Below are 21,593 nucleotides of genomic sequence, written 5' to 3'. Positions count from 1 at the left end.
TGAGGCACTGCCATGAGCGACAACCTGCTGAGCATCCCTTGCACCACTATCAAAGGTGAGCAAAAGACCTTGGCCGATTTCGCCGGCAAGGCCGTGCTGGTGGTCAACACTGCCAGCAAGTGCGGTTTCACTCCGCAGTACAAAGGGCTGGAACAACTCTGGCAGCAATACAAGGATCAGGGCTTGGTGGTGCTGGGCTTTCCCTGCAATCAGTTCGGCAAGCAGGAGCCCGGTGACGAAGGCGCGATCTCGGAATTCTGCGAGCTGAATTTCGGTGTCAGCTTCCCGCTGTTCAAGAAGATCGACGTGAATGGCAGCGATGCCCATCCACTGTTCGTGCAACTGAAAAAACAGGCGCCGGGTCTGCTGGGTTCCAAAGGCATTAAGTGGAACTTCACCAAGTTCCTCATTGGTCGCGACGGCCAGGTGGTCAAGCGCTTTGGCCCTACCACCAAGCCGCAGGACCTGACCCAAGAGATCGAAGCCCTGCTCAAATGATCGAACTGCCCGCCGTCTCCCTGGCCCTGGACAACCAGTTGTGTTTCAAGCTCTACGCTGCTTCCCGCGCCGTTATCCGCGCCTATAAGCCGATGCTTGAGCAACTGGGCCTGACCTATCCTCAATACGTGGTGATGCTGGTGTTGTGGGAGTGGCACGATACGCCAGCGCCGCAACCCACAGTCAAAGCCCTGGGCGAACGCCTGATGCTTGACTCGGGTACGTTGACGCCCTTGCTCAAGCGTCTGGAGCAACTTGCGCTGGTGCGGCGCCGGCGCAGTGCCCAGGATGAGCGGGAGGTGCACCTGAGCCTGAGTGACAGCGGCGTACAACTGCGTGATCAGACCCTCGCCCTGAAGACTCGGCTGCTGTGCGCCAGTGGGGTTGACCTGAACCAGGCTGACGCCTTGCGCGACGGTCTGGATCAGTTACTGGCGCAGATCAGAGCGTTGTCTTGCGAGGCACCCACAAGTCCAGCAGGGCATTGAGTTCTTCGCGGCGGAACGGTTTGGCCAGGTAGTCATTCATGCCCGCCGCACGGCAACGCTCGCGCTCCTCGGACAGCGCGTTGGCCGTCAACGCGACAATCGGCAGGTCCGGCCAGCGCCCGCTGCGGCGAATCTGCCGGCTGGCTTCATAGCCATCCATCACCGGCATGTTGCAGTCCATCAGCACCAGGTCGAAGGGTTGTTCTTCGAGGAGTTTGAGCGCTTCGCCACCATGGGCCGCCACAATCACCTCGCAACCCAGTTTGCTGAGCATGCCCTTGGCCACCAGTTGGTTGACCGGGTTGTCCTCCACCAGCAGGATGCGCGCCCGATGTGCGAGGGGGGCGGCATCCAGTTGGATCGGATCAAGGATCAACTGCGTGCCTCTGTGCATGTTGCGTAGCAGGATCTGATACAGCGCGGTGCGGCTCAAAGGGCGCGCTTGTTGGTGCAGTGGTACCAGCGCCGCCACTTCCTCGCTGGGCATGAAATTGCCATAGGCCGTAACCAGCAAAATGGGCGCGGTAATGCCCGGCCGTATGCGGAACAGGCATTCCGGGCAGTCGGTAATCAGCAGGTCAGGCGTTTGCCCGCTCAAATCGTCATCCATGGTGAAACAACGCGGTGTCAGCCCCCAACTGGGCAGCAGTGTGGTGAGCAACTCCGTCAAACCGCCGCCAGCGCTGGTGATGGCGATGACCTGGCCGCTGAGAGGCGGCGGCTGCACGGCGGGCAAATGGGTGGGCAGCGGCAGGTCTGCGCAGAATTGGCTGCCAAAGCCCACCTCCGAGCTGATACTCAACCGTCCCTTCATGGCTTCACAGAGGTTGTGGGTCAGCGCCAGACCCAGGCCCGTCCCGCCAAACTGGCGAGTGATACCGGCACCGGCCTGGGTGAACGGCTGGAAAATCTTCACTTGGGCATCCTGCGCAATGCCGATGCCGGTATCGCAGACTTCAATACGCACGCCGCCGTCGTGGGTGTGCAGGCGCACATCAACGCGACCGAAGCGTGTGAACTTGAGGGCGTTGGACAGTAAGTTGCTGACGATCTGCCGCACCCGGGTCGGGTCGCCCAGTACCTGGGCCGGAAACTGCGGGTCGATCAGGCACGTCAGTTCCACGCTCGGCGCTGCGTTCTGTGATAACAGGTTCGCGGTGTCTTCGATCAGCGCGCCGAGGTCGAACGGGATGCGCTCCAGCTCCAACTGCCCGGCATCAAACTTGGACAGGTCGAGAATATCGTTGAGCAACTCCACCAGCACTTTGCCTGAGTCATGGGCGATAGACAGTTGCTGGCGTTGCTCGGCGTTCAACGGGCTGTCCAGCGACAGTGCGATCATGCCCAGCAGGCCGTTGAGCGGGGTGCGAATTTCGTGGCTCATGTTTGCAAGGAAGGCCGCCCGGGCCTGAGCCATGCCCAATGCATTCATCTTTGCCGCTTCAAGTTCATTGTTGGTCTGGGTCAGGCGCTGGTTGCTGGCCTTGAGTTCGAGGGTGCGAGCGGAAACGATGTCTTCCAGTTGCCCCAGGTATTCCGTGAGTCGGTCTTCAGCGTGACGGCGTTGCTGGATTTCGGTTTCCATGTTTTCGAATTGCTGGTTGGCGACATTCACCAACACGCCGATTTCATCGTGCTCATGCCCCGGCGGGCAATCCAGGCGGCCTGCTTGCGGGTGCTCAGTTCACGAATAATGCGCACCAGCGGTTGAGTCAGCATCACATAGAACAGGCCCAGCAAAATCCCGGTCAGCAGCAGGCTGCGGGCAAATCCATTGAACAGGGTGATCTCGGCGCGGCGCAGGAACCGGCTGCCAAAAGCGTAGGTGTCTACATCCAGACGTAGTGCGCCCAGTGACTCGTTAGGCATATGGCTCAGGAACAGTTGGTCCTCGAACTGGCGGTTGGCGCCAAACATGAAGTCACTGATAGGCCGGTAAGTGCTTTCCTTGCGTGGCCGGTCGACGTCGGCCAATACCACGCCATTGTTGTCGATCAACTGCGCACGAATGATGGCGGGGGAGTGCAGCAGGCCAAGGGTCAACTCCTGGGCCAGTTCGGCATCGATGTTGTAGGCAATACGCGACGCGGGGTTGTGGCTGATTTCGATCAGCGAGCGTATTTCACGGTTTATGGATGCGTCTTCGCTGGCATAATCGATGCCGATTTGAATCAAACTGAGCAAGGTTCCTAAGACAAAACCGACTAGCACAGTCAATCGAGCTTGTTTATAAGACAAGCGGTGGGCGAACTTGATATCCATAGAGTGTTGAACCACTTCACGTTTCCCTTCGCCCGGCAAGCATAGCTGAACATCCACAGGCTCAGGCTTGCCCGGCATAAATCGTTTTTTACGCAGCCCCAAACGGTCTGTCGTGGGGTTGCCAATACGCCATCTTTTACAAGAACTTGCCAGAGGAATAATCGTGGACTCTCGATTGAATGCCTTTTTGGAGCGGGCCGATGCAGTGCTCGCTCGTCTGGAACCCTTGTTGCCCGCGCCACGCCAAGCCATCGACTGGAACCTGTGCCTGGCCGCCCGTTGGCAGCGTGAAGGCCGCAGTGGTTTCCTGTTGCCCCTGGACGTGAGCCTGGACATGCGCCTGTCCGACCTGATCGGCGTGGACAAGCAGCGTGAAACACTGGCGCGCAACACCCAGCAGTTTCTGGATGGACTGCCCGCCAACCATGCGTTGCTGTGGGGTTCGCGCGGCACCGGCAAATCGTCCATGGTGCGCGCGTTGCTCGCCCAACATGCCAAGGCCGGTTTGCGCCTGATCGAAATCGAGCGTGACCACCTGGCCGACTTGCCCCGTGTGGTTGAGCAACTGCTCAAGCTGCCGCAGCGTTTCATCCTGTTTTGTGATGACCTGTCGTTCGAGGCCGGTGAGGGCGACTACCGGGTACTCAAGAGCGTACTGGATGGCTCCCTGGAACAGGCGCCTGAAAACGTGCTGCTGTATGCCACGTCCAACCGCCGTCACTTGGTGCCGGAAAACCAGAGCGACAACGACAACTGGAAGCGGGTGGATGGCGAACTGCACCCGAGTGAGGCGGTGGAAGACAAGATTGCCCTGTCCGACCGTTTTGGCTTGTGGCTGTCGTTCTACCCGTTCACCCAGGAACATTTCCTGGATGTGGTCGAGCACTGGATCGGCGAGCTGGCGAACAAAGCTGGTTTGCCGTGGCAACGCGATGAAACCCTCGACATCCTGGCCGTGCGCTGGGCGACCGGGCGTGGCAACCGCAACGGCCGTTGCGCGTATCAATTCGCCCGTTACTGGGTGGGCCTCAAATTGCTGGAGCGTCAACCATGATCGATTTACAACAAGCCGGCACCGGTCTCGGTGGCTATGCCCTGCTGTGCGCACAGTTGGAGTCGCTGCTGGCGGATGAACGCGACTTCATCGCCAACAGCGCGCAGTTTTCCGCGTTCCTGTTCAGCCAGTTGGATGACCTGAACTGGGCCGGCTTCTACCTCAACCGCAATGAAGAGCTGGTACTCGGCCCCTTCCAGGGGCAGATCGCGTGTGTGCGTATTCCGTTTGGCCGAGGGGTCTGCGGTGCCGCTGCGGCCTCGCAGCAAACCCAGCGGGTGGAAGATGTGCATGCGTTCCCCGGGCATATCGCCTGTGACAGCGCATCCAACAGCGAACTGGTGGTGCCACTGGTCAAGGACGGCAACTTGATTGGCGTCCTCGACCTCGATAGCCCGTCGCTGGCCCGCTTTACCCCTCAGGACCAGGCGGGGATCGAACAACTGGCGGCGATTTTCCTGCGTTTGACCGACTGCTGATCCAGCAGGGGGCGCAGCCCGCCCCCTATTTAATATCCATCCCGTGAAGCTGCATCTGCAGCATCCTTTCCATCTCCAACATCAGTTTTTCCAGGGATTTCACACCCGCATTGATCTGGGGGCGTTCATCGCCGTGGGCACAGGTCTGTTCAAGGGCTTCGCATTGCGATGCCAGCGTACTGGCTTGAACGATGCGGGCAGCGCCCTTGATCTTGTGAGCCTGTTCGATGATGTCCTGGGCCGAGGCCTGCGCAGCCATCAGTGCGACCAATTCCTGGCGATCCTGACGACTGCTGTTCAGTAACTCTTCAAGCAAGCGACGGCTCATGTGCGGGTCGCCACCGGTAAGGTTCTCGAAATTGCCGAGGTCCAGGACCATGTGGGTGGGTTGCGGACTGATCTTTGCCAGCTGCCGTTCCAGCGCCGTGAGGCTGATGGGTTTGAACAGGCAGTCGTTCATGCCTGCTTCTGCGCAGCGTTGCTTCTCCTCGGGCTGTGCATTGGCGGTGAAGCCCAGCACGACGCAGGGCTTCAGGTGTTCGCGTTGTTCATATTCGCGGATCGATCGACTCAACTCGTAGCCATTCATGATGGGCATGTTGCAATCGGCGATCACCAGGTCGAAGTGCTCCTGACGCCACGCCTGGAAGCCGGTGGCCCCGTTCTGGGCGGCAGTGAACTGGTGGCCCAGGAAACCGAGTTGCTGACACATCAGCAAACGGTTTGCCGGGTGATCGTCCACCACCAGCACATTGAGCACCGTCGCGCTGGTAGGCGCCTCGGATTTGAGTTCGTCCGCCGTCGTCACCGGCTGCAGGCGCGTCATCCTCAGGCTCACATGCACTTGGGTACCCACCATGGGCACGCTGCTCAGACTCAGTTGTCCGCCCATCATGGCGCATAGGCTGCGGCAGATCACCAGCCCCAGGCCTGCGCCGCTCCTGGCCAATTGCCCGGAATTGTCGGCCTGGGCAAAGGGTTCGAACAGGCGTTTCTGGTCGTCCCGGCTGATACCGATGCCGGTGTCTTCCACCACCAGTTTCATCTCGACCTGTTGCGCCAGCTCAGTGGGTAATACTCCCACCTTGATTTTTACCTGGCCACGCTCGGTGAACTTGATGGCATTGCTGACCAGGTTCGACAGCACCTGCTTGAAGCGCAACGGGTCGATCAAGACTTCAATGTCTTCAAGGTCTGGCGTGAACTCCAGCATCAGGCTAAGGGTCTTTTGACGCGCCAGGCCGTCGAAGACGCGCACCACCGACTCGATCACTTCCCTCAGGTTGACGCGCTCCGGTGCCAGGCTCAGGCGCCCGGACTCAATACGCGCAATGTCCAGGATGTCGCCGATCAGCTCCAGCAGATCCTTGGCTGAGTTATAGGCCACTTCGATGGCCGGGCGATCAAGGTGGCCCTGGTCCGCCCGCTTGAGGGTCAGTTCCAGCATGCCGATCACCGCGTTCATCGGTGTGCGGATTTCATGGCTCATGGTCGCGAGGAACGTGCTCTTGGCCCGGTTGGCTTCGTCGGCTCGTTCCTTGGCGGTACGAAGTTCGTCGAACAGCTGGCGTCGCTCACTGATGTCTATCCAGCCACCGATGATGCCCTGCACTTCACCGACGGAGTCACGGTACGGCAGGATCCAGTGGTAGATCGTCAGTTTTTTTCCGCGAATATGCAGGGTACGGTCCAGGATCATCGGTCGCCTTCGGCCACCACGCGTTGATAGTCGGCATGGTATTGCGCCGCTTCTGTTGCAAGGGCTGTGCTGATCTGGACCGCACTTTTGCCTATCACGTCTTCGCGTTTGACGTCGAACACCTGCAGGTAACTGTCATTGCAGGTCTGCAGCAGGCCCCTGCTATCACGAACATAGATCGGGTGCGGGGTTTCATTGACCAGTGCGCGCATGAACTCGAACTGATCATTGAGGGCGCGCTCGGCCATTTTCCGGTGCGTGATCTGGCGGCGCATGTAAGCGTTCCAGCTCAGGGAAATCAGCAGCAGCAACCCGGTGCCGATGATGATGCGTGCAATGAGTTGGTGATAGTCACGCCAGTAACTGTCTGAGGCGGCGGTATAGCCGCGCCAACGACTGTTGATCACCCCCAGCTCATCCGGGGCGATGCTGAGCAGGGCTTTGTCGAGGATCGAGCTGAGTTCCGTGGCGCTGCGTGATGTCGCCAATCCAAAGGTGGCGGGCATGGTGCCAATGCTGAAGCTGATTTGAACCTTGTCCTGGAACATCTGTGAGGTCAGAAAGTAATTGGCGACCACCAGGGTATTCACGGCCCCCTCCACATGGCCCTGTACGAGCAGCTCGGCTGACTTGAAGGTGTCACCCGTTTCCACCAGCTGGATCTTTGGGAACTGCTCGCGCAGGAATTTTTTCAACGGGCTGCCCTGAGTGACCGCCAGGCGTTTGCCCTCCATTTCCTCCAGACCTGTGGGGGCCTGGCCGTCCTTGCGCGTCAGCATTACGTAGGAGTTTTCCAGGTAGGGGCGACTGAAGTTCAGTTGAGCCTCGCGTTCGACGCTCGGGATGATCGCCCCGATGATGTCTGCCTTGCCTGTCTCGACCTGTTCGATCATCGCGTTCACATCCCGCCCGCTCTGGATCTCGAAGCGCAGCCCGGTGCGCAGGCGAATCAGTTCCAGCAGGTCGGCGGTGACGCCGCGGAAATTGCCATCGGCATCGAAGAACGTCAGCGGCGCAAAGGTGGGGTTCACGATCACCCTGACCACCGGATTGTCCCTGAGCCAGCGTTCCTCGCGCTGCGTCAGTTGCAGCTTCTGGTCGGTCAACAGGATGTCGCTGCCGGCACTCCAGCGCTTGGCGATCGCTTCCCTTTCGGTGGTAGGCACGGCCCTCAGTGCCGTGTCGACGATGCTCAACAGTAACTGCTGTTCTTGGGGCATCGCAAAGCTGAACCCATAGGCTTCATGTTTGCCGAAGTTCGCCATGCGGATGTTTTTCAGGTAGCCCTTGTTGATCATGTAGTGGGTGGAAATGGTATCGCCGAGAAAAACGTCAGCCTGGTCGAAAGCCACCGCATTCAACGCGTTCTGATAAGAGGGGTAGGCGCGGATGATCGCCTTGGGGTACAGCTTTTCCACCTCGCCCAGCGGCAGGTAGTGGTAGACCAGTGCCAGACGCATCCCGGCCAGTCCGTCACTCAGGCTGCGGGTCTCGCCTTCGCGGGTCACCAGTACCGGCCGGTCTGCGGCATAGGGCTCAGACAGGGTCAGGTTGGGGTTTGCCGCTTCAAAACTGTTGGAGGAGCCCAGTAAATCGATATCCCCAGCTTCAAGGGCCCGAATGGCGGCTTCTCGGGAGGGGTAGCGCAATACCTTTATCGGTAAGGCCAATGCCGTGGCCAGCAGGCCGGCGTAGTCCGCAGTGAGTCCCTCGTAGTCGCGCCCGCTGGAGGTCATGTCAAACGGCGGATAGTCGGGGTATGCCGTTCCCAGCACCAATTCCCGTTTGTTTTGGAGCCATTGGCGCTGGGCCTTGTTCAGGTGGGTTTCCAGTTGCACGGAGTTTGCGCGACTCAATAAGTCGAAATGTTCCGGACTCGCTGGAGGGGTTGCAGGCACGGCAGTGCTGAAGCACAAACCGGCACTCAATATAATCAAATAGTCCTTTATACGCCTGGGCATCCGCTTTCTCACACTAGCGCGTTTCGTTTTGCCATCTCGATAAGTTCTACCAAAGACTTGGCTTGAAGTTTTTGCATTAGCCTCTTTTTGTAGGTGCTTACTGTTTTGTTACTCAGAAACATGCCTTTGGCGATTTCCTTGTTCGTGCGACCTTGTGCGAAAAGTTGCAATACCATTAACTCGCGATCGTTAACGGCCTTGAACAATTCAAGCTCCTTGCAGCTTTCGTCATTGGGGTTCAAGGCCTGGCTGGGGAAGTAGTTGTAACCTGACAAGACGGCACGGATGGCGCTCATCAGTTCACTCAGGTCGCCTTCCTTGCACACGTAGCCATCGGCACCTGAACGCATGCAACGGGTGGCGAACAGGGTGGGCGATTGAGCCGTCAGCACCAGGGTTTTCATCGAGGTGTTCATGGCGTTGAACCGGCACAGCACTTCCAGTCCATCGAGCTTCGGAATGCTGATGTCAAGGATGATCAGGTCCGGCATGCATTCGCGGACCATTTGGATGGCGTCGCACCCGTTATCCGTTTCGCCGACTACTTTGAAATTCTCTTCATGTTCCAACAACATTCGTATGGCGAGCCTTATAACCGGGTGGTCATCAATAATAAAAACTGTGTTCATGATCGTATTCCATGCGTATGCAAATAAAGCGGGCACATTAGCTCAGAAGCTAAGGCAGGAGCATGAACTTGAAGGGGAGTAGATATAAAACAGGAAAATTCCTACATTAAAAAAGGTGAAAGCCTACCGGTTGGTAAGGCGTTGTAGGGCGAGATGCCTGCATTTCGCAGGGGGGTGAACTGAATCATGGTGCCAGGAACTTTGCGGAGGTAACGCGTGCAGTTTTCGACGGGTTTATATGTTTTAAGTCCTACATTTATAGTGTGAGTAATGGCAGGGTTAAACTCGCGAGTTCATCTTTGTTTAATGGCTTCGGCAAGTAGCCGAGCAGTGGCAGGCCCCGTTTGAGCGCCAGGGTCCGCAGCGTTGAAAGTTCTGTCACGGGCAGCCCGCTGAGCAGGATGGCGGCCTTGATAAAGCCACGGCGGCTGGCGATTTCGATCAGTTCAAGCCCAGGCAGATCGGGCAGGCACTGGTCGCACAGGATGATGTCGAAGGGCGCCTCGGCCTGTGTCATGAGGCGAATCGCCTGTTCGGCGTTTTCCGCCGGGGTCAGGTGCTCGAAGCCGAAGCTTTTCAGCAGGCATTGGGTGGCGAGCAATTGAAAGGGGTGATCCTCCACCAACAGGATCCGAAGGGGGTACTTGGGCATAGAAGGCACACGGTGAGTCCAGCGTCGATGGGAGGCACGCAAGAACGGTTCGCCAGATTTGCCCGGAGCGTGCGCGATTATTCCTCGGGTGTTTGTGCGAATTCGATCAGGCCGCTCTGTTCCCGTCGTAGGGCGATTCTCTTCAGGGAACAGGCAACTTGATCAATGACGTTACTGAGGGCTCGAACGTCCGGTCATTTCCCGCGCCATCTCGGTGGCATAGCTGTCGGTCATGCCGGCGATAAAGTCGATCATGCGCAGGAACGAGGCGTGCAGCGGCCAAGCCGGATTCGGCGCATTGTTGCCCAACAGATCGAGAATGCGCCGGTTCTTGAAGGACGGCGTACGCCCGCCATGCTGCTCCAACGCCGCGCCACAAAAGGCATTCAGCAGTATTTCCAACGTGGTGTAGGCGCCAATTTCATGCAAGGTCTTGCGTTTGTCCTGGAAGATCTTCTTGCGCGCCATGTCTTTGGCATCCAGCACGCAGCGTTTGGCCGGGCCGTGCATATGCTCCACCAAGTCGCCGGGCAGGGTGCCGGCCAGCAAGGCATCCTGCTGTTCGACGAAGGCTCTTGCCGCCGCGTTGGTCAAATGCTCGATGGCCTTGCCGCGCAGGATCGCCAGCTTGCGTCGGCGCGAGTCCTGGGAGCCCAGTTGCCGATAGGTCTGCGGCAGGTCGTCGCCCACCAGGTCAAGCAGCAGCGACTCGACTTCAGCGTATTCCAGCAGCTCCATTTCCAGGCCGTCTTCCAGGTCGATCAGGGCGTAGCAGATGTCATCCGCCGCCTCCATCAAATAGACCAGTGGATGACGGGCCCAGCGTTGCTCTTCCAGTTGTGGCAGGCCGAGCTTGTGGGCGATCTGTTCGAGAATCGGCAGCTCGCTCTGGTAGCAACCGAACTTGTGTTTCTTGTAACCCAGCGAGTCGGCGTGGCGCGCGGTCCAGGGGTATTTCAGGTAAGTGCCCAGGGTGGCATACGTCAGTCGCGTACCGCCGTCGAACTGGTGATATTCGAGCTGGGTCAGGACCCGGAAACCTTGGGCATTGCCTTCGAAATTGAGGAAGTCATTGCGCTCGGCGCTGCTCATGTCATCCAGCCAGCCGCGCCCGGCTGCCTGTTGGAACCAGTGGCGGATAGCATCTTCCCCCGAATGCCGAACGGCGGATTGCCGATGTCGTGGGCCAGGCAGGCCGATTGCACCACCATGCCCAGGTCACTCGGGTCGCACCAGTCGGGCAGGGCGCTGCGCAGGGTCTCGCCGACGCGCATGCCCAGGGAGCGGCCCACGCAACTGACTTCCAGGGAGTGGGTCAGGCGGGTGTGGATATGGTCGTTGCTGGACACCGGGTGCACTTGGGTCTTGCGGCCCAGGCGGCGAAACGCGCCGGAGAAAATAATGCGGTCATGGTCTTTGTGAAAGGGGCTGCGGCCGAGTTCTTCCGGGCTATGCAGGGGCTTTCCAAGCCGTTCGCGGGTAAGCAGGGTAGGCCAATCCAAGGCGGGTACTCTCCGTGCGGTGAATGACCCCCCCAGCTTCCCGGTTCCGTCCTGGCGGGGCAAGCGAAAATCTACAACCCGGCCGCGTCGATATCGATTAACAGCAAGCGCTGACCGTTATCGAAGAATTGTCCGGCGGTGAGGCAATACTGGTTGGTGGTGGCGTCGCGATAAGTCGAGGACAGCGTCAGGCGCCGCTCGTCCCAACCTTCGGCCAGCAGGTGATAGAAATACGGGCGCCACGACCAGTTGTGGCCCAGGTAACGGTTGTCGGCTTGCCAGGCGTCATGGCGCCATTCCAGGTTGGGCGTGAGCTGCGTGCCATGCCGGTCGCACTGATAAAAACGCAGCAGCCAAGGGAAATCCGGCAATTGCGGCAACTGGTCAAGCGGTGCCTGGCCCAGGGCCCAGCTTTGCAGGATTTTCATCAACTCGGTCAATTGCTGGCGCAGGTGCATGATGCGCCCGCGCTCCGCCAGTTTCTGCTGGACGTATGTCGTGCGCAGTTGGGCAAAGCGCGGTACGAAAGCGTCGGCGGCAAACCAGTCCAACTGCGCCTGGGCAAACAGATAGCCTTGTACATAGCGCGAGCCGCATTCCAGGGCAAAGCTCAGTTGTGCCTCGGTTTCCACGCCTTCGGCAATGATCCAGCAGCCGGTCTTCTCCGCCATCTGTGCCAGTGCCCGCACCACATCACTGCTTGGCCCGCCCTTGGCGGCTTCCTGGAACAGGCGCATGTCCAGCTTGAGGATATCCGGCTGCAACGCCAGTACCCGGTCAAGCTGGGAGTAGCCCGCGCCGAAGTCATCAATCGCGATGCGTGCACCGGCCTGGCGATACCGCGCAACCACATCGGCCAGGCGCTGGATATCACCGCCCAGTTCAGTGATCTCGAACACGATGCGCTGCGGGTCAACTCCATGGGCGTGGATCTGTTTCAGACTCGGCAGGGCCTGGCCCGGACGCAATCGGTTGATCCAGCGCGGGGAGATGTTGAGGCTCAGAAACCAATCTTCGGGCGCTTCATGCAGACGGCTCAAGGCATTGTCGCGCAACTGCCGGTCGAGGCGGCGCAAGGTCGTGCCTGGCGTGCGCGGGTCGGCGAACAACGGGCCCACGGACTGCAAACTGCCGTCGGCCTGGCGCAGGCGTCCCAGGGCCTCGACGCCGGCAATGCGCCCGGTGGCAGTGTCGATAAACGGCTGGAAGCAGGCGAGCGGTTGCCCGTCAATCACAGGGCCTCCTTATGAGAGATAGCGAAAAAAAGAGGCCCGCCTTCAATGACGAAGGCCGGGCCGTTTCTGTTTGCAAGAATGCAGCCAGCAGGGCTTATCCTTTGCGTGAAGTACCTGCCATCGCCAATTTGATCAGGGGGATCAAACCGGCGCCCAGCCGCACCAGTCGGGTGATGCTGCTGATACTGCCGCCCTTGGAGCCCTTGCCGGTAAAGAAGCCCATCAGCGTCACCGCCGCCACGCCCCACAGCGGCGCGTGCTTGATACCCAGGCTGTCCTGCCAGTTGTGGCGCATGTCGCGCACTTTGTGCAGCGGTGCCATCAATTGTTGGGACTCGTGACGGATTTCCTGGCGGTGCATTTCCATGCGCAGGCGGATCAGTGCCTTGCGCATTTCCCGGCGGGATGTGTTGTGCGGGATCTCAGTCAGGCTCATGGCAGCAGGCGCTCCCGATCATTGGCCAGCTCTTCAAGCGTGGCGTGGAAGGGCGTGGATTCATCGAACACCGCAGCTTTCAAGCGCACCCCGCAGAACGCGGCGGCCAAGCTGTAGAACACGCAGAGGCAGATGATGCCGGTCAGACGGTAGCCGGTGTCCCAGACCAGGATCATCACCAGTGTCGACAACCCCACCAGCAACAACAGGGCAAACACCAAGGCCAAGCCGGCAAACAGCAGCAGGCTGACGGTGCGTGCTTTCTGCTCCTGCAATTCGATGCCGAACAGTTCGACGTGGCTGTGCAGCAAGCCTAGAACGGCCGCGCCCAGGCGTCGTGAGGTAGAACTTGCGCCCGTAGCCGAGCCGCTTTCGCCGATAGACATGATTAGCGCCTTGTAGCCAGCAGGCCGATCAAAAAGCCCACGCCGGCCGCGATACCCACCGACTGCCAAGGGTTGGCTTGTACGTAATCTTCTGTCGCAGTGACCGCCGCCTGGCCGCGCTCGCGCAAGGAGTCTTCGGTCAGTTGCAGGGTTTCGCGAGCCTTGAGCAGGCTGTCATGGATCTTGCTGCGCAGCTCGTCGGCCTGGTCTCCGGCCAGGATCGCGGTGTCATCCAGCAGTTTTTCGGTGTCACTGACCAGGGTTTGAAAATCCGCCATCAGTATTTCTTGGGCTGTCTGTGCTGTTTTTCTGGCCATGGTTATCTCCGTGATTGGCTGATCGGTACGTGTGGTTTCGAGTCACCCGCATCGGTGAAGGTTCAGTGCAATTGTGTGGTACAGCTTTTGCTTTGCCATGGTGCGCATGCACGAGTGCCTGCGCTGAATCTGGGCGGTAAGGCCTCAAGCCATCAAAAACCTTACCTTAAATAACTGAAACCCGCGGAAAAACCCTGTCGGCAACGGCCTGTTGTGTTGATCGCTGCGCTAAAGCGGTTCACGCCCTCTCAAGAGGGGCGGAACCGGCGGTGCCAATTTAGTGCGTGCAATCGTGGCCTGAACCGCTTTGGTGCTTTTTGCTCTTAATGCAGGCCTGCCAACCTCCATGGAAAATTTGCAAAGTGCGGTGGACACCCTGGTCCACAGCTCAAACACCCTGTTTATCCTGATCGGCGCGGTCATGGTGCTGGCCATGCACGCGGGCTTCGCGTTCCTGGAAGTCGGCACGGTGCGCCAGAAAAACCAGGTCAACGCACTGTCGAAGATCCTCAGCGACTTCGCCATCTCCACCCTGGCCTATTTCTTTATAGGCTATTGGATCTCCTACGGCGTCAGCTTCATGCAACCGGCGGCGGTGATCAGCGCCGACCACGGTTATGGCCTGGTGAAGTTCTTCTTCCTGCTGACATTTGCGGCGGCAATCCCGGCGATCATCTCCGGCGGCATTGCCGAGCGTGCAAAGTTCGCTCCGCAGTTGTGCGCCACCGCATTGATCGTGGCGTTTATCTACCCGTTTTTCGAAGGCATGGTCTGGAACGGCAATTTCGGCCTGCAAGCCTGGTTGCTTGCGACCTTTGGTGCCAGCTTCCATGACTTTGCCGGCTCCGTGGTGGTACACGCCATGGGCGGCTGGCTGGCGTTGGCGGCGGTGTTGCTGCTCGGCCCGCGTAATGGGCGCTACAGGGAAGGGCGCCTGGTCGCATTTGCCCCGTCGAGCATTCCATTCCTGGCCCTCGGGTCGTGGATTCTCATCGTCGGCTGGTTCGGTTTTAACGTGATGAGCGCGCAAACTCTCAGCGGCGTCAGCGGCCTGGTGGCGGTCAACTCGTTGATGGCGATGGTCGGTGGCACGGTGGCCGCGTTGGTGATCGGGCGTAACGACCCAGGCTTCCTGCATAACGGCCCGCTGGCCGGGCTGGTGGCGATCTGCGCCGGGTCCGACTTGATGCACCCGGTGGGCGCGCTGGTCACTGGGGTAGTCGCCGGTGGGCTGTTTGTGTGGTGCTTTATCGCCGCCCAGGATCGCTGGAAGATTGACGACGTGCTGGGTGTGTGGCCGCTGCATGGTCTGTGCGGTGTGTGGGGTGGGATTGCCTGTGGCATCTTTGGCCAGACGGCGTTGGGCGGCCTGGGCGGCGTGAGCCTGATCAGCCAGTTGATCGGCACCGGCCTCGGCGTGGCGGTCGCATTTGGCGGCGGCCTGCTGGTGTACGGCGTGATCAAGCGCGTCGGCGGCCTGCGCCTGAGCCAGGAGCAGGAGTACTACGGCGCGGACCTGTCGATCCACAAGATCGGCGCGGTCAGTCAGGATTGATCGGCGCGTCGTCGCTGTCCGGCGGCGTGTAAAAGCCATGGAGCAGTCGATAGCGGTTATGCCGTACTTCATCGACCCGCGCCTGCACCTGTTGGTCCGGCAGGCCCAACAGGATCAAGGCGTGGGAGGCAAGCATCAGGCTCGACTCCAATAGCTCGGGCACCACTTCGCTGGCGCCCGCAGCTTTCAACTCAGCCCACTGGCTGTCATCGCGGGTACGCACCAGGATCGGCACATCGGGGTTGATGCGGCGCGCTTCTTTGAGCACCACCAGGGCGACATCGCTGTTGTCCACGGCAATCACCACCAACCGCGCGCGCTCCAGCCCCACCGCACTGAGCAGGGCGCCGCGACGGCAGTCGCCGTAATGCACGCTGCTGTCTTCGGTTGCGGTTTCCTGTACCCGTTCCGGGTCGTCATCCAGGGCGATAAACGCTTGTTGCTCGCGGCGCAGAAAACGCCCGATGGACTGCCCGACGCGGCCGTAGCCACAGATCACCGCATGGTCGCGTAGCTCGGCATTGAGCGCGGTGATTTCTTCCAGTTGCACTTGCTGGTTGGGCTTGCGGTGCAGGCGCAGGGCAATCGCCGGTGCGGCACGCAACAGCAGTGGCGTCAGCAGCATTGAGCAAAACGTGGCGGCGAGCAGCAGGCCATTGAATTGGTCCGGGATCAGCCGGCTTTGCTGCATCTGCGCCATCAGTGCAAAACAGAATTCACCCCCTTGGGCGAGGGCCAGGCCGCTGCGCCAGGCTGTTTCGCTGTCGCTGCCGCGCAGCTTGACCAGCACCGCCACCACGCAACCTTTAACCAGCATCAGTGTAAGGGTCAGGCCAAGGATCAGCAGGCTGTGGCTGATGAACAACTGCAGGTCAATCAACATGCCGATGCTGACGAAAAACAGCCCCAGCAGGATGTCGCGAAACGGGCGGATATCCGCTTCGATCTGGTGGCGGTAATGGCTCTCTCCCAGCAGCATGCCGGCCAGGAACGCACCGAGGGCCGGGGACAGGCCAAGCAAGTGGGTGAGCCAGGCGGTCAGCAACACGATCACCAGCGCCAGCAGCACAAACAGTTCTGCCGAATGGGACGCGGCGACCTCACGGAACAGGCGCGGCAACAACCAGCGACTGGCCAGTAGCAGGCCAACAAACAGCACCACGGTTTTGCCCAGGGTCACCGGCAGCGCCCAGTACCAGGCCTGGTCGCTGCTGCCGGCAAATACCGGCACCAGGGTCAACAGCAAAACGGCCACCACGTCCTGGAACAGCAGTACGCCAATCGCATTCTGCCCATGGCTGCTGAAGATTTCCCCAAGGCTGCCCAGCTCTTTGCTGACGATCGCCGTGGAGGACAACGCCAGCCCCGCCCCCAGCAGCAGGGCGATGCCGGGCGCCACACCAAAGCCCATCAACAAGCCCCCCAGCAGCGCACTGCACCCCAGCACCTGCAAACTGCCCAGGCCAAACACCACGCGGCGCAGGGCGAGCATCTTGGTCAGGGAGAACTCCAGGCCCAGGGAAAACAGCAGGAACACCACGCCAAGCTCGGCGAGATCGGGCAGCTCTTCGCTATCATTCACCCAGTCCAGCGCCGTAGGCCCCACCGCCAGGCCCACGCACAGGTAGCCCAGCACGGGCGGCAGTTGCAGCCGGCGAAACAACGCAATCACCACCAGGGATGAGGCCAGAATGATCAGCAGGTTGGCGAACACAAGCATCTCCGTTGCAGGATGAGCGGGCAAAAAGCCGCGAGAATCGCTGAATCAGTTATAGGCCATGCTGATCTGGATCAGGGTTTATCGGCTCGCCACGGCTACTGAGCAGGCCTAGAATGTTGATCTGTTTTCTGATCAGGTCCTTTCGTCATGCTTCCTGAATGCCAGCTGTTCGGCACCCTGGGTTGCCATCTTTGTGAGATTGCCGAAGCCGAAATCATGCCGCTCGTCGAACACGGGTTGATGGTGGAACTGGTGGATATCACCGATCCCGCTGACCTCACAGAAGCCTACGGCCTGCGGATTCCGGTGCTTAGACGGGTGGACACCGGTGCCGAACTGGATTGGCCTTTCGACACTGAGCAGGTTGTCGCCTTCTTGCGCTGACGCTTCTGCGATGGCGGGTTTCCAATTATTACGTTACTGTATGTTTGTACAGCGATTGAATAGAGGGAACGCCCGTGGTGAATGTTGAACAACTGAAAAGCAGCGTCAATCGCATGTCCGCCGACGTCGTGCGCGACGCGGTGAACGAGCTGCGCCTCGATGGCCTGGTCACGGAAGGCAAGACGCCCTTTAACAAAGTGCATTTCAATACCTGCTTCGCGGAGATCGAAGCGTTGTTCCAGCGCGCCGGTTACCACAAGCAACTGGATGTGGTGGGTTATCAGGGACTGCTTTACGCCTTGTACGATCCGGGCCGCTGGGAAGCGGTGGATGTGCTGCGCTGGCTCAAGGAGTTCACCGAAGCGGCCAGTGCGTCGCCTGTCCTGCGAGCGCAATTGGCCAAAGCCTGAGATCCGCCCTAGGCTGAGTCCCGCTTCATGCGGGATAATGCCCGCCGGTTTTTCAAGGCTTCGAGCATCGGCATGTCCACTTCCGGTTTTTCCGCGTCCCAACACCAAGCCAGCACCCTGTATCTGCCGCCTGGCCCTTGGGCGACCGTGCTCGATTGCCTGTGCGAACACTTCCCGGCGATCAGCCGTGAGCACTGGTTGGACCGCATCGGCCGTGGGCGGGTGTTGGATATCAACGGCAGCCCCATCCACCTGGACCTGGCCTACAAGGAAGGTCTGTGCATTTACTACTTCCGGGAAGTGCCGAACGAAAAGGTGATCCCGGTGCAGGAAACCATCCTGTACGCCGACGAGCACCTGGTGGTGGCGGATAAGCCGCACTTCCTGCCGGTGACCCCGGCCGGCGAGTACGTCGAGCAAACCTTGCTGCGCCGCCTGATTCGTCGCCTGGACAACCCGTCGCTGGTGCCCCTGCACCGTATCGACCGGCACACCGCCGGGCTGGTGCTGTTCTCGGCCAACCCCGCCAGCCGCTCGGCTTATCAGCAGCTGTTTCCCACACGCCAGATCGATAAGTTCTACGAAGCCATTGCCCCGGCCTTACCAAGGCTAACGTTCCCATTGGTGCACAAAAGCCGTTTGGTGGATGGCGAACCCTTCTTCCGCATGCAGGAAGGCGAGGGCGCCAGCAACACCGAAACGGCCGTGCAAGTGCGGGAAAAAAATGGCGATCTATGGCGTTATGGGCTGTTTCCCGTAACCGGCAAGAAGCACCAGCTGCGCGTGCACATGACGGCGCTGGGGGCGAGCATCTGCAATGACCCGTTCTACCCGGACGTGCTCCAGGACGCCGTCGACGATTACGCCAACCCCCTCAAGCTGCTGGCCCAGGGCGTGCGGTTTATCGACCCGGTCACCGGCGAAGAACGCCATTTTCGCAGCCAGATCACCCTCGACTGGTAACCCCCGCAAACAACAAGGCCCGCACGAGGCGGGCTTGGTGGAAAGCGCTAAGACTTACAGATCTTTAACGGTGCGAACCTGATCTTTGTTGATGCGGGTGCGCTTGCCGTCAAGTTGTTCGAATTCGTAGAAACCCGAATCTTCGTTGTATTTCGGGGTGTCGACGGCCTGGATTTCGCGACCGTCATTCAGTGTGATCACTGTTGGCGAAGCGCAACCGGCGAGGGTGGCGAGGCCCAGTGCAAGCATGAGAGCGGCGATGGTCCGTTGAGTCATGGGTTTGTCTCCGAGAGAATACTTTTTGATTGCTGACCTTGAGACGCGTAAGACGTCGCCAAAGTTCCTTGTGCGAAAGTTCATTCTGACACGTCAGCGCTCGGCTTTAACAGCTCGGGCGTATTAAGGTTTGCCAAGCGTGGGTCATCTGCCGGGCACGCCAGGCCCACGCCGCCCAACTGCAGGAAGATCTTGCGCGGGCTGCGCTCACCCGTGTTCCAGGCCCGTTCTACCTCGTTTTTGAGGTGGGTGGGGATGATGCAGATCAAGGGTTCCCAGAATTCGCCGTGACGTACCATCACGGGCACCAATGGGTTCTGCCGCGCGGTCGCGCGCAGGTCGGCCAGTAGTCGTGTGTCGATATTCGGCACATCGCACGGCAATATCAGCAGGTGCTCATGGCGCGCTACGGCGAGCCCGGCGCGGATACCGGCGAGGGGGCCCGGGAAGTCCGGGCTGTCGTCACTCACCAGCGTATCGGCATAGGGCGCGTAGCGGTCCTGGTTGCGGTTGCACGAGATGATCAGGTCATCCGTCAGCGGTCGCACCAGGCCCTGCAGATGGGCGATCAAGGGCTGGTCGCGCCACACCAGCAGGCCCTTGTCCTGGCCGCCCATGCGCTGGCCGCGTCCGCCGGACAAGAGCAGAATCGAGCAGGGCAGGGGCGAAGAATCTATCGACATAGGGGTTCCGCTACGGCAGGTAAACAGGGGCCTGTGATATAACACCAGGCTGTTCCTTCGACAACCGGACCGTGCCATGAAAGCCAAGGCAGATGCGCCCTTCGTACCCCTGAACATTGCAGTATTGACCGTCAGCGACACCCGCACCCTGGACACCGACACCTCGGGCCAGGTCTTCGTCGACCGCCTGACCGCCGCCGGTCATTACCTGGCCGAGCGCGTGCTGCTCAAGGACGACCTCTACAAAATCCGCGCCCAGGTTGCCCACTGGATTGCCGAAGACGTGGTGCAGGTTGTGCTGATCACGGGCGGCACCGGCTTCACCGGTCGCGACAGCACCCCCGAAGCCGTGAGCTGCCTGCTGGACAAGCAGGTCGATGGTTTCGGCGAACTGTTCCGCCAGATATCCGTGGCCGACATCGGCACCTCCACCGTGCAATCCCGCGCCCTGGCCGGCCTGGCCAATGGCACGCTGGTCTGCTGCCTGCCGGGTTCCACCAATGCCGTGCGTACCGGTTGGGACGGCATTCTTGCCGAGCAGTTGGATAACCGCCATCGTCCCTGCAACTTCGTCCCGCACCTGAAACAGGCCGAGCCTTGTGAATCCCGTGGGTAAGCCTGGCAAGACCGGCGCCCTCATGCCGGTGGAAGAAGCGCTACGGCACCTGCTGGCGCTGGCCGAAGCTGCGCCCATCCGCGAGCCGCACGCCTTGCCCCTGGCCGAGTGTGATGGCCGGGTACTGGCGCAGGATCTGGTCTCTACCCTCGACCTGCCGCCGTGGCCCAACAGCGCCATGGACGGTTACGCCCTGCGCCTGGCGGACTGGACGGGTGAGCCTCTGGCCGTGAGCCAGCGCATCTTTGCCGGACAAGCGCCTGAGCCGTTGGCCGTTGGCACGTGTGCACGCATCTTCACCGGCGCGCCGGTGCCCGAAGGCGCCGACTGCGTAGAGATGCAGGAAAACGCCGTGGTCCACGCCGATCAGCGCGTGAGCTTTACCGAGCCCCTGCACGCCGACCAGAACATCCGCCCCCAGGGCCAGGAAACCACCGTCGGTGAACGCGTGTTGTCCGCCGGCACGCGCCTGGGTCCGATTGAACTGGGCCTGGCTGCCTCCCTGGGCTGCGATCATTTGAATGTCGTGCGTCGCCCGCGTGTGGCCGTGTTGTCCACCGGTGACGAGTTGATCGAACCTGGTTTGCCGCTGGGCCCCGGCCAGATCTACAACAGCAACCGGCGCGTGCTGTGCAGCTGGCTGGCGCGCATGGGCTGCGAAGTGATCGACGCGGGGATACTCCCGGATGACCTGGAACAGACCCGCACGCAATTGGCGGGCCTGGGCAGTGTCGACCTGATCCTGTCCACCGGCGGCGTGTCGGTGGGCGAGGCGGACTTCCTCGGCATCGCCCTGCGCGAAGAGGGCGAACTGGCCCTGTGGAAACTCGCGATCAAACCAGGCAAGCCGCTGACGGTCGGGCATTTCCGTGGTGTGCCGGTGATCGGCCTGCCGGGTAATCCGGCCTCGACCCTGGTGACCTTCGCCCTGTTGGCGCGGCCGTACATTCTGCGTCGCCAAGGGGTAATCGACGTGGAACCGTTGCGTTTCGAAGTGCCGGTGGGGTTCACCTGGCCCAAGCCGGGCAACCGCCGTGAGTATCTGCGCGGGCGCATCGAGCAGGGCAAGGCGATCATCTACCGCAACCAGAGCTCCGGCGTGCTGCGCAGCGCGGCGTGGGCAGAGGGGTTTGTGGAAGTGCTGGAAGGGACGACCCTGGAGGTGGGTGATCGGGTCAATTTCATTCCCCTGAGTGACGTCCTTAACTGACCACGAATCCAACTGTGCATGGGTATCTAAACAACTCTTAAAGGCTGACACAGAAGCCCGCTCACCACGGAGCTATGTATAAGCCTTTGAGAGTTGTGTAGATGGGGGCCCCTCTTATCAAACATAAAATAAGTTACTGATTTTAAAGAGTTAAAAAAACCTCTAAAACTGAGATTTT

The 21,593-nt window shown here is 60.2% G+C and carries 19 protein-coding genes and 3 pseudogenes; 10 read left to right on the top strand and 12 right to left on the bottom strand.

All coding sequences use genetic code 11. The features are described from left to right. Nucleotides 1-12 precede the first annotated feature (12 nt). Together IQK56_RS10155 and IQK56_RS10150 are read left to right on the top strand one after the other, a co-directional pair. Entirely contained in the window at nucleotides 13-498 is a 486-nt protein-coding gene (locus IQK56_RS10155; protein WP_099586796.1) for a glutathione peroxidase, read from the top strand. Continuing rightward, nucleotides 495-986: a MarR family winged helix-turn-helix transcriptional regulator gene (locus tag IQK56_RS10150; RefSeq protein ID WP_150761968.1), complete on the top strand. Its 492-nt coding sequence runs from the start codon at nucleotides 495-497 to the stop codon at nucleotides 984-986. Before IQK56_RS10155 ends, IQK56_RS10150 begins: the two co-directional genes overlap by 4 nt. Here IQK56_RS10150 and IQK56_RS10145 read toward each other — a convergent pair. Beyond that, nucleotides 940-3,248 (bottom strand): annotated as a pseudogene (locus IQK56_RS10145) (hybrid sensor histidine kinase/response regulator). The gene IQK56_RS10150 and the pseudogene IQK56_RS10145 sit on opposite strands and share 47 nt — an antisense overlap. A 163-nt stretch (nucleotides 3,249-3,411) precedes the next feature. Between IQK56_RS10145 and IQK56_RS10140 the strand changes: the two are divergent. Both IQK56_RS10140 and IQK56_RS10135 read left to right on the top strand, forming a co-directional pair. Next, nucleotides 3,412-4,302 carry a DUF815 domain-containing protein gene (locus IQK56_RS10140; protein WP_193901665.1) on the top strand — a complete coding sequence of 297 codons (891 nt, stop codon included), beginning with the start codon at nucleotides 3,412-3,414 and terminating at the stop codon, nucleotides 4,300-4,302. Further along, nucleotides 4,299-4,781, top strand: a complete 483-nt coding sequence (locus IQK56_RS10135) for a GAF domain-containing protein (RefSeq protein WP_150761966.1) — start codon at nucleotides 4,299-4,301, stop codon at nucleotides 4,779-4,781. The genes IQK56_RS10140 and IQK56_RS10135 overlap by 4 nt, the downstream gene beginning before the upstream one ends. A gap of 25 nt (nucleotides 4,782-4,806) precedes the next feature. Here IQK56_RS10135 and IQK56_RS10130 read toward each other — a convergent pair. From IQK56_RS10130 to IQK56_RS10095, 8 genes and pseudogenes are all read right to left on the bottom strand, one after another. Continuing rightward, nucleotides 4,807-8,441: pseudogene (locus IQK56_RS10130) on the bottom strand (transporter substrate-binding domain-containing protein). An 8-nt stretch (nucleotides 8,442-8,449) separates the two neighbouring features. Further along, nucleotides 8,450-9,070: a response regulator transcription factor gene (locus IQK56_RS10125; protein WP_122307804.1), complete on the bottom strand. Its 621-nt coding sequence runs from the start codon at nucleotides 9,068-9,070 to the stop codon at nucleotides 8,450-8,452. A 256-nt stretch (nucleotides 9,071-9,326) separates the two neighbouring features. Beyond that, on the bottom strand, nucleotides 9,327-9,722 hold the full coding sequence (locus IQK56_RS10120; RefSeq protein ID WP_193863256.1) for a response regulator: 396 nt from the start codon (nucleotides 9,720-9,722) through the stop codon (nucleotides 9,327-9,329). A gap of 171 nt (nucleotides 9,723-9,893) precedes the next feature. Beyond that, a pseudogene (locus IQK56_RS10115) lies at nucleotides 9,894-11,224 on the bottom strand (deoxyguanosinetriphosphate triphosphohydrolase). A 71-nt stretch (nucleotides 11,225-11,295) separates the two neighbouring features. Then, on the bottom strand, nucleotides 11,296-12,459 hold the full coding sequence (locus tag IQK56_RS10110) for an EAL domain-containing protein (RefSeq protein WP_122307807.1): 1,164 nt from the start codon (nucleotides 12,457-12,459) through the stop codon (nucleotides 11,296-11,298). 94 nt (nucleotides 12,460-12,553) lie between these two features. Next, on the bottom strand, nucleotides 12,554-12,895 hold the full coding sequence (locus IQK56_RS10105) for a hypothetical protein (RefSeq protein WP_193863254.1): 342 nt from the start codon (nucleotides 12,893-12,895) through the stop codon (nucleotides 12,554-12,556). After that, nucleotides 12,892-13,281, bottom strand: a complete 390-nt coding sequence (locus IQK56_RS10100) for a phage holin family protein (RefSeq protein WP_099586785.1) — start codon at nucleotides 13,279-13,281, stop codon at nucleotides 12,892-12,894. The genes IQK56_RS10105 and IQK56_RS10100 overlap by 4 nt, the downstream gene beginning before the upstream one ends. 2 nt (nucleotides 13,282-13,283) lie before the next feature. Beyond that, complete coding sequence (locus IQK56_RS10095) at nucleotides 13,284-13,598, bottom strand: ElaB/YgaM/YqjD family protein (protein WP_193863252.1); 315 nt, start codon at nucleotides 13,596-13,598, stop codon at nucleotides 13,284-13,286. A gap of 346 nt (nucleotides 13,599-13,944) precedes the next feature. On the opposite strand from IQK56_RS10095, the gene IQK56_RS10090 reads away from it, so the two are divergent. Next, nucleotides 13,945-15,153: an ammonium transporter gene (locus IQK56_RS10090; RefSeq protein WP_150761964.1), complete on the top strand. Its 1,209-nt coding sequence runs from the start codon at nucleotides 13,945-13,947 to the stop codon at nucleotides 15,151-15,153. Here IQK56_RS10090 and IQK56_RS10085 read toward each other — a convergent pair. Beyond that, nucleotides 15,140-16,873, bottom strand: a complete 1,734-nt coding sequence (locus IQK56_RS10085) for a cation:proton antiporter (protein WP_193863250.1) — start codon at nucleotides 16,871-16,873, stop codon at nucleotides 15,140-15,142. The two genes, IQK56_RS10090 and IQK56_RS10085, sit on opposite strands and share 14 nt — an antisense overlap. 147 nt (nucleotides 16,874-17,020) lie before the next feature. Here IQK56_RS10085 and IQK56_RS10080 point away from each other — a divergent pair, with 147 nt between their 5' ends. From IQK56_RS10080 to IQK56_RS10070, 3 genes are all read left to right on the top strand, one after another. Next, nucleotides 17,021-17,257, top strand: a complete 237-nt coding sequence (locus IQK56_RS10080) for a glutaredoxin family protein (protein WP_122307809.1) — start codon at nucleotides 17,021-17,023, stop codon at nucleotides 17,255-17,257. Between the two features lie 74 nt (nucleotides 17,258-17,331). Then, nucleotides 17,332-17,667, top strand: coding sequence for a hypothetical protein (locus IQK56_RS10075; RefSeq protein WP_003189932.1), 336 nt, complete (start codon nucleotides 17,332-17,334; stop codon nucleotides 17,665-17,667). Between the two features lie 72 nt (nucleotides 17,668-17,739). Further along, nucleotides 17,740-18,630 carry a pseudouridine synthase gene (locus tag IQK56_RS10070; protein WP_193863280.1) on the top strand — a complete coding sequence of 297 codons (891 nt, stop codon included), beginning with the start codon at nucleotides 17,740-17,742 and terminating at the stop codon, nucleotides 18,628-18,630. A 54-nt stretch (nucleotides 18,631-18,684) separates the two neighbouring features. Here the strand turns inward: IQK56_RS10070 and IQK56_RS10065 are convergent, their stop codons facing one another. Then, nucleotides 18,685-18,906 carry a YgdI/YgdR family lipoprotein gene (locus IQK56_RS10065; protein ID WP_010211805.1) on the bottom strand — a complete coding sequence of 74 codons (222 nt, stop codon included), beginning with the start codon at nucleotides 18,904-18,906 and terminating at the stop codon, nucleotides 18,685-18,687. 80 nt (nucleotides 18,907-18,986) lie between these two features. After that, nucleotides 18,987-19,589, bottom strand: coding sequence for a molybdenum cofactor guanylyltransferase MobA (gene mobA, locus IQK56_RS10060; protein WP_193863248.1), 603 nt, complete (start codon nucleotides 19,587-19,589; stop codon nucleotides 18,987-18,989). Between the two features lie 76 nt (nucleotides 19,590-19,665). Between mobA and moaB the strand changes: the two genes are divergently transcribed. Together moaB and IQK56_RS10050 are read left to right on the top strand one after the other, a co-directional pair. Then, the gene (gene moaB, locus IQK56_RS10055) at nucleotides 19,666-20,205 is read left to right on the top strand and encodes a molybdenum cofactor biosynthesis protein B (protein ID WP_150761960.1); all 540 of its coding nucleotides are present in this window, start codon (nucleotides 19,666-19,668) and stop codon (nucleotides 20,203-20,205) included. Then, on the top strand, nucleotides 20,189-21,415 hold the full coding sequence (locus IQK56_RS10050) for a molybdopterin-binding protein (RefSeq protein WP_193863246.1): 1,227 nt from the start codon (nucleotides 20,189-20,191) through the stop codon (nucleotides 21,413-21,415). Before moaB ends, IQK56_RS10050 begins: the two co-directional genes overlap by 17 nt. Nucleotides 21,416-21,593: the final 178 nt, after the last annotated feature.

It is taken from the genome of Pseudomonas cyclaminis (assembly GCF_015163715.1).
Lineage (GTDB): Bacteria > Pseudomonadota > Gammaproteobacteria > Pseudomonadales > Pseudomonadaceae > Aquipseudomonas > Aquipseudomonas cyclaminis.
Note: the sequence above shows the minus strand (reverse complement) of the source record. Positions and strands in the feature narration are given on the sequence as shown.

Coding starts and splice junctions, on each gene's coding strand:
- IQK56_RS10095 (WP_193863252.1), bottom strand. CDS start 13,598: ATGGCCAGAAAAACAGCACAGACAGCCCAAGAAATACTGATGGCGGAT.
- IQK56_RS10105 (WP_193863254.1), bottom strand. CDS start 12,895: ATGAGCCTGACTGAGATCCCGCACAACACATCCCGCCGGGAAATGCGC.
- IQK56_RS10065 (WP_010211805.1), bottom strand. CDS start 18,906: ATGACTCAACGGACCATCGCCGCTCTCATGCTTGCACTGGGCCTCGCC.
- moaB (WP_150761960.1), top strand. CDS start 19,666: ATGAAAGCCAAGGCAGATGCGCCCTTCGTACCCCTGAACATTGCAGTA.
- IQK56_RS10135 (WP_150761966.1), top strand. CDS start 4,299: ATGATCGATTTACAACAAGCCGGCACCGGTCTCGGTGGCTATGCCCTG.
- IQK56_RS10085 (WP_193863250.1), bottom strand. CDS start 16,873: ATGCTTGTGTTCGCCAACCTGCTGATCATTCTGGCCTCATCCCTGGTG.
- IQK56_RS10150 (WP_150761968.1), top strand. CDS start 495: ATGATCGAACTGCCCGCCGTCTCCCTGGCCCTGGACAACCAGTTGTGT.
- IQK56_RS10080 (WP_122307809.1), top strand. CDS start 17,021: ATGCTTCCTGAATGCCAGCTGTTCGGCACCCTGGGTTGCCATCTTTGT.
- IQK56_RS10155 (WP_099586796.1), top strand. CDS start 13: ATGAGCGACAACCTGCTGAGCATCCCTTGCACCACTATCAAAGGTGAG.
- IQK56_RS10070 (WP_193863280.1), top strand. CDS start 17,740: ATGTCCACTTCCGGTTTTTCCGCGTCCCAACACCAAGCCAGCACCCTG.
- IQK56_RS10100 (WP_099586785.1), bottom strand. CDS start 13,281: ATGTCTATCGGCGAAAGCGGCTCGGCTACGGGCGCAAGTTCTACCTCA.
- IQK56_RS10125 (WP_122307804.1), bottom strand. CDS start 9,070: ATGAACACAGTTTTTATTATTGATGACCACCCGGTTATAAGGCTCGCC.
- IQK56_RS10120 (WP_193863256.1), bottom strand. CDS start 9,722: ATGCCCAAGTACCCCCTTCGGATCCTGTTGGTGGAGGATCACCCCTTT.
- mobA (WP_193863248.1), bottom strand. CDS start 19,589: ATGTCGATAGATTCTTCGCCCCTGCCCTGCTCGATTCTGCTCTTGTCC.
- IQK56_RS10090 (WP_150761964.1), top strand. CDS start 13,945: ATGGAAAATTTGCAAAGTGCGGTGGACACCCTGGTCCACAGCTCAAAC.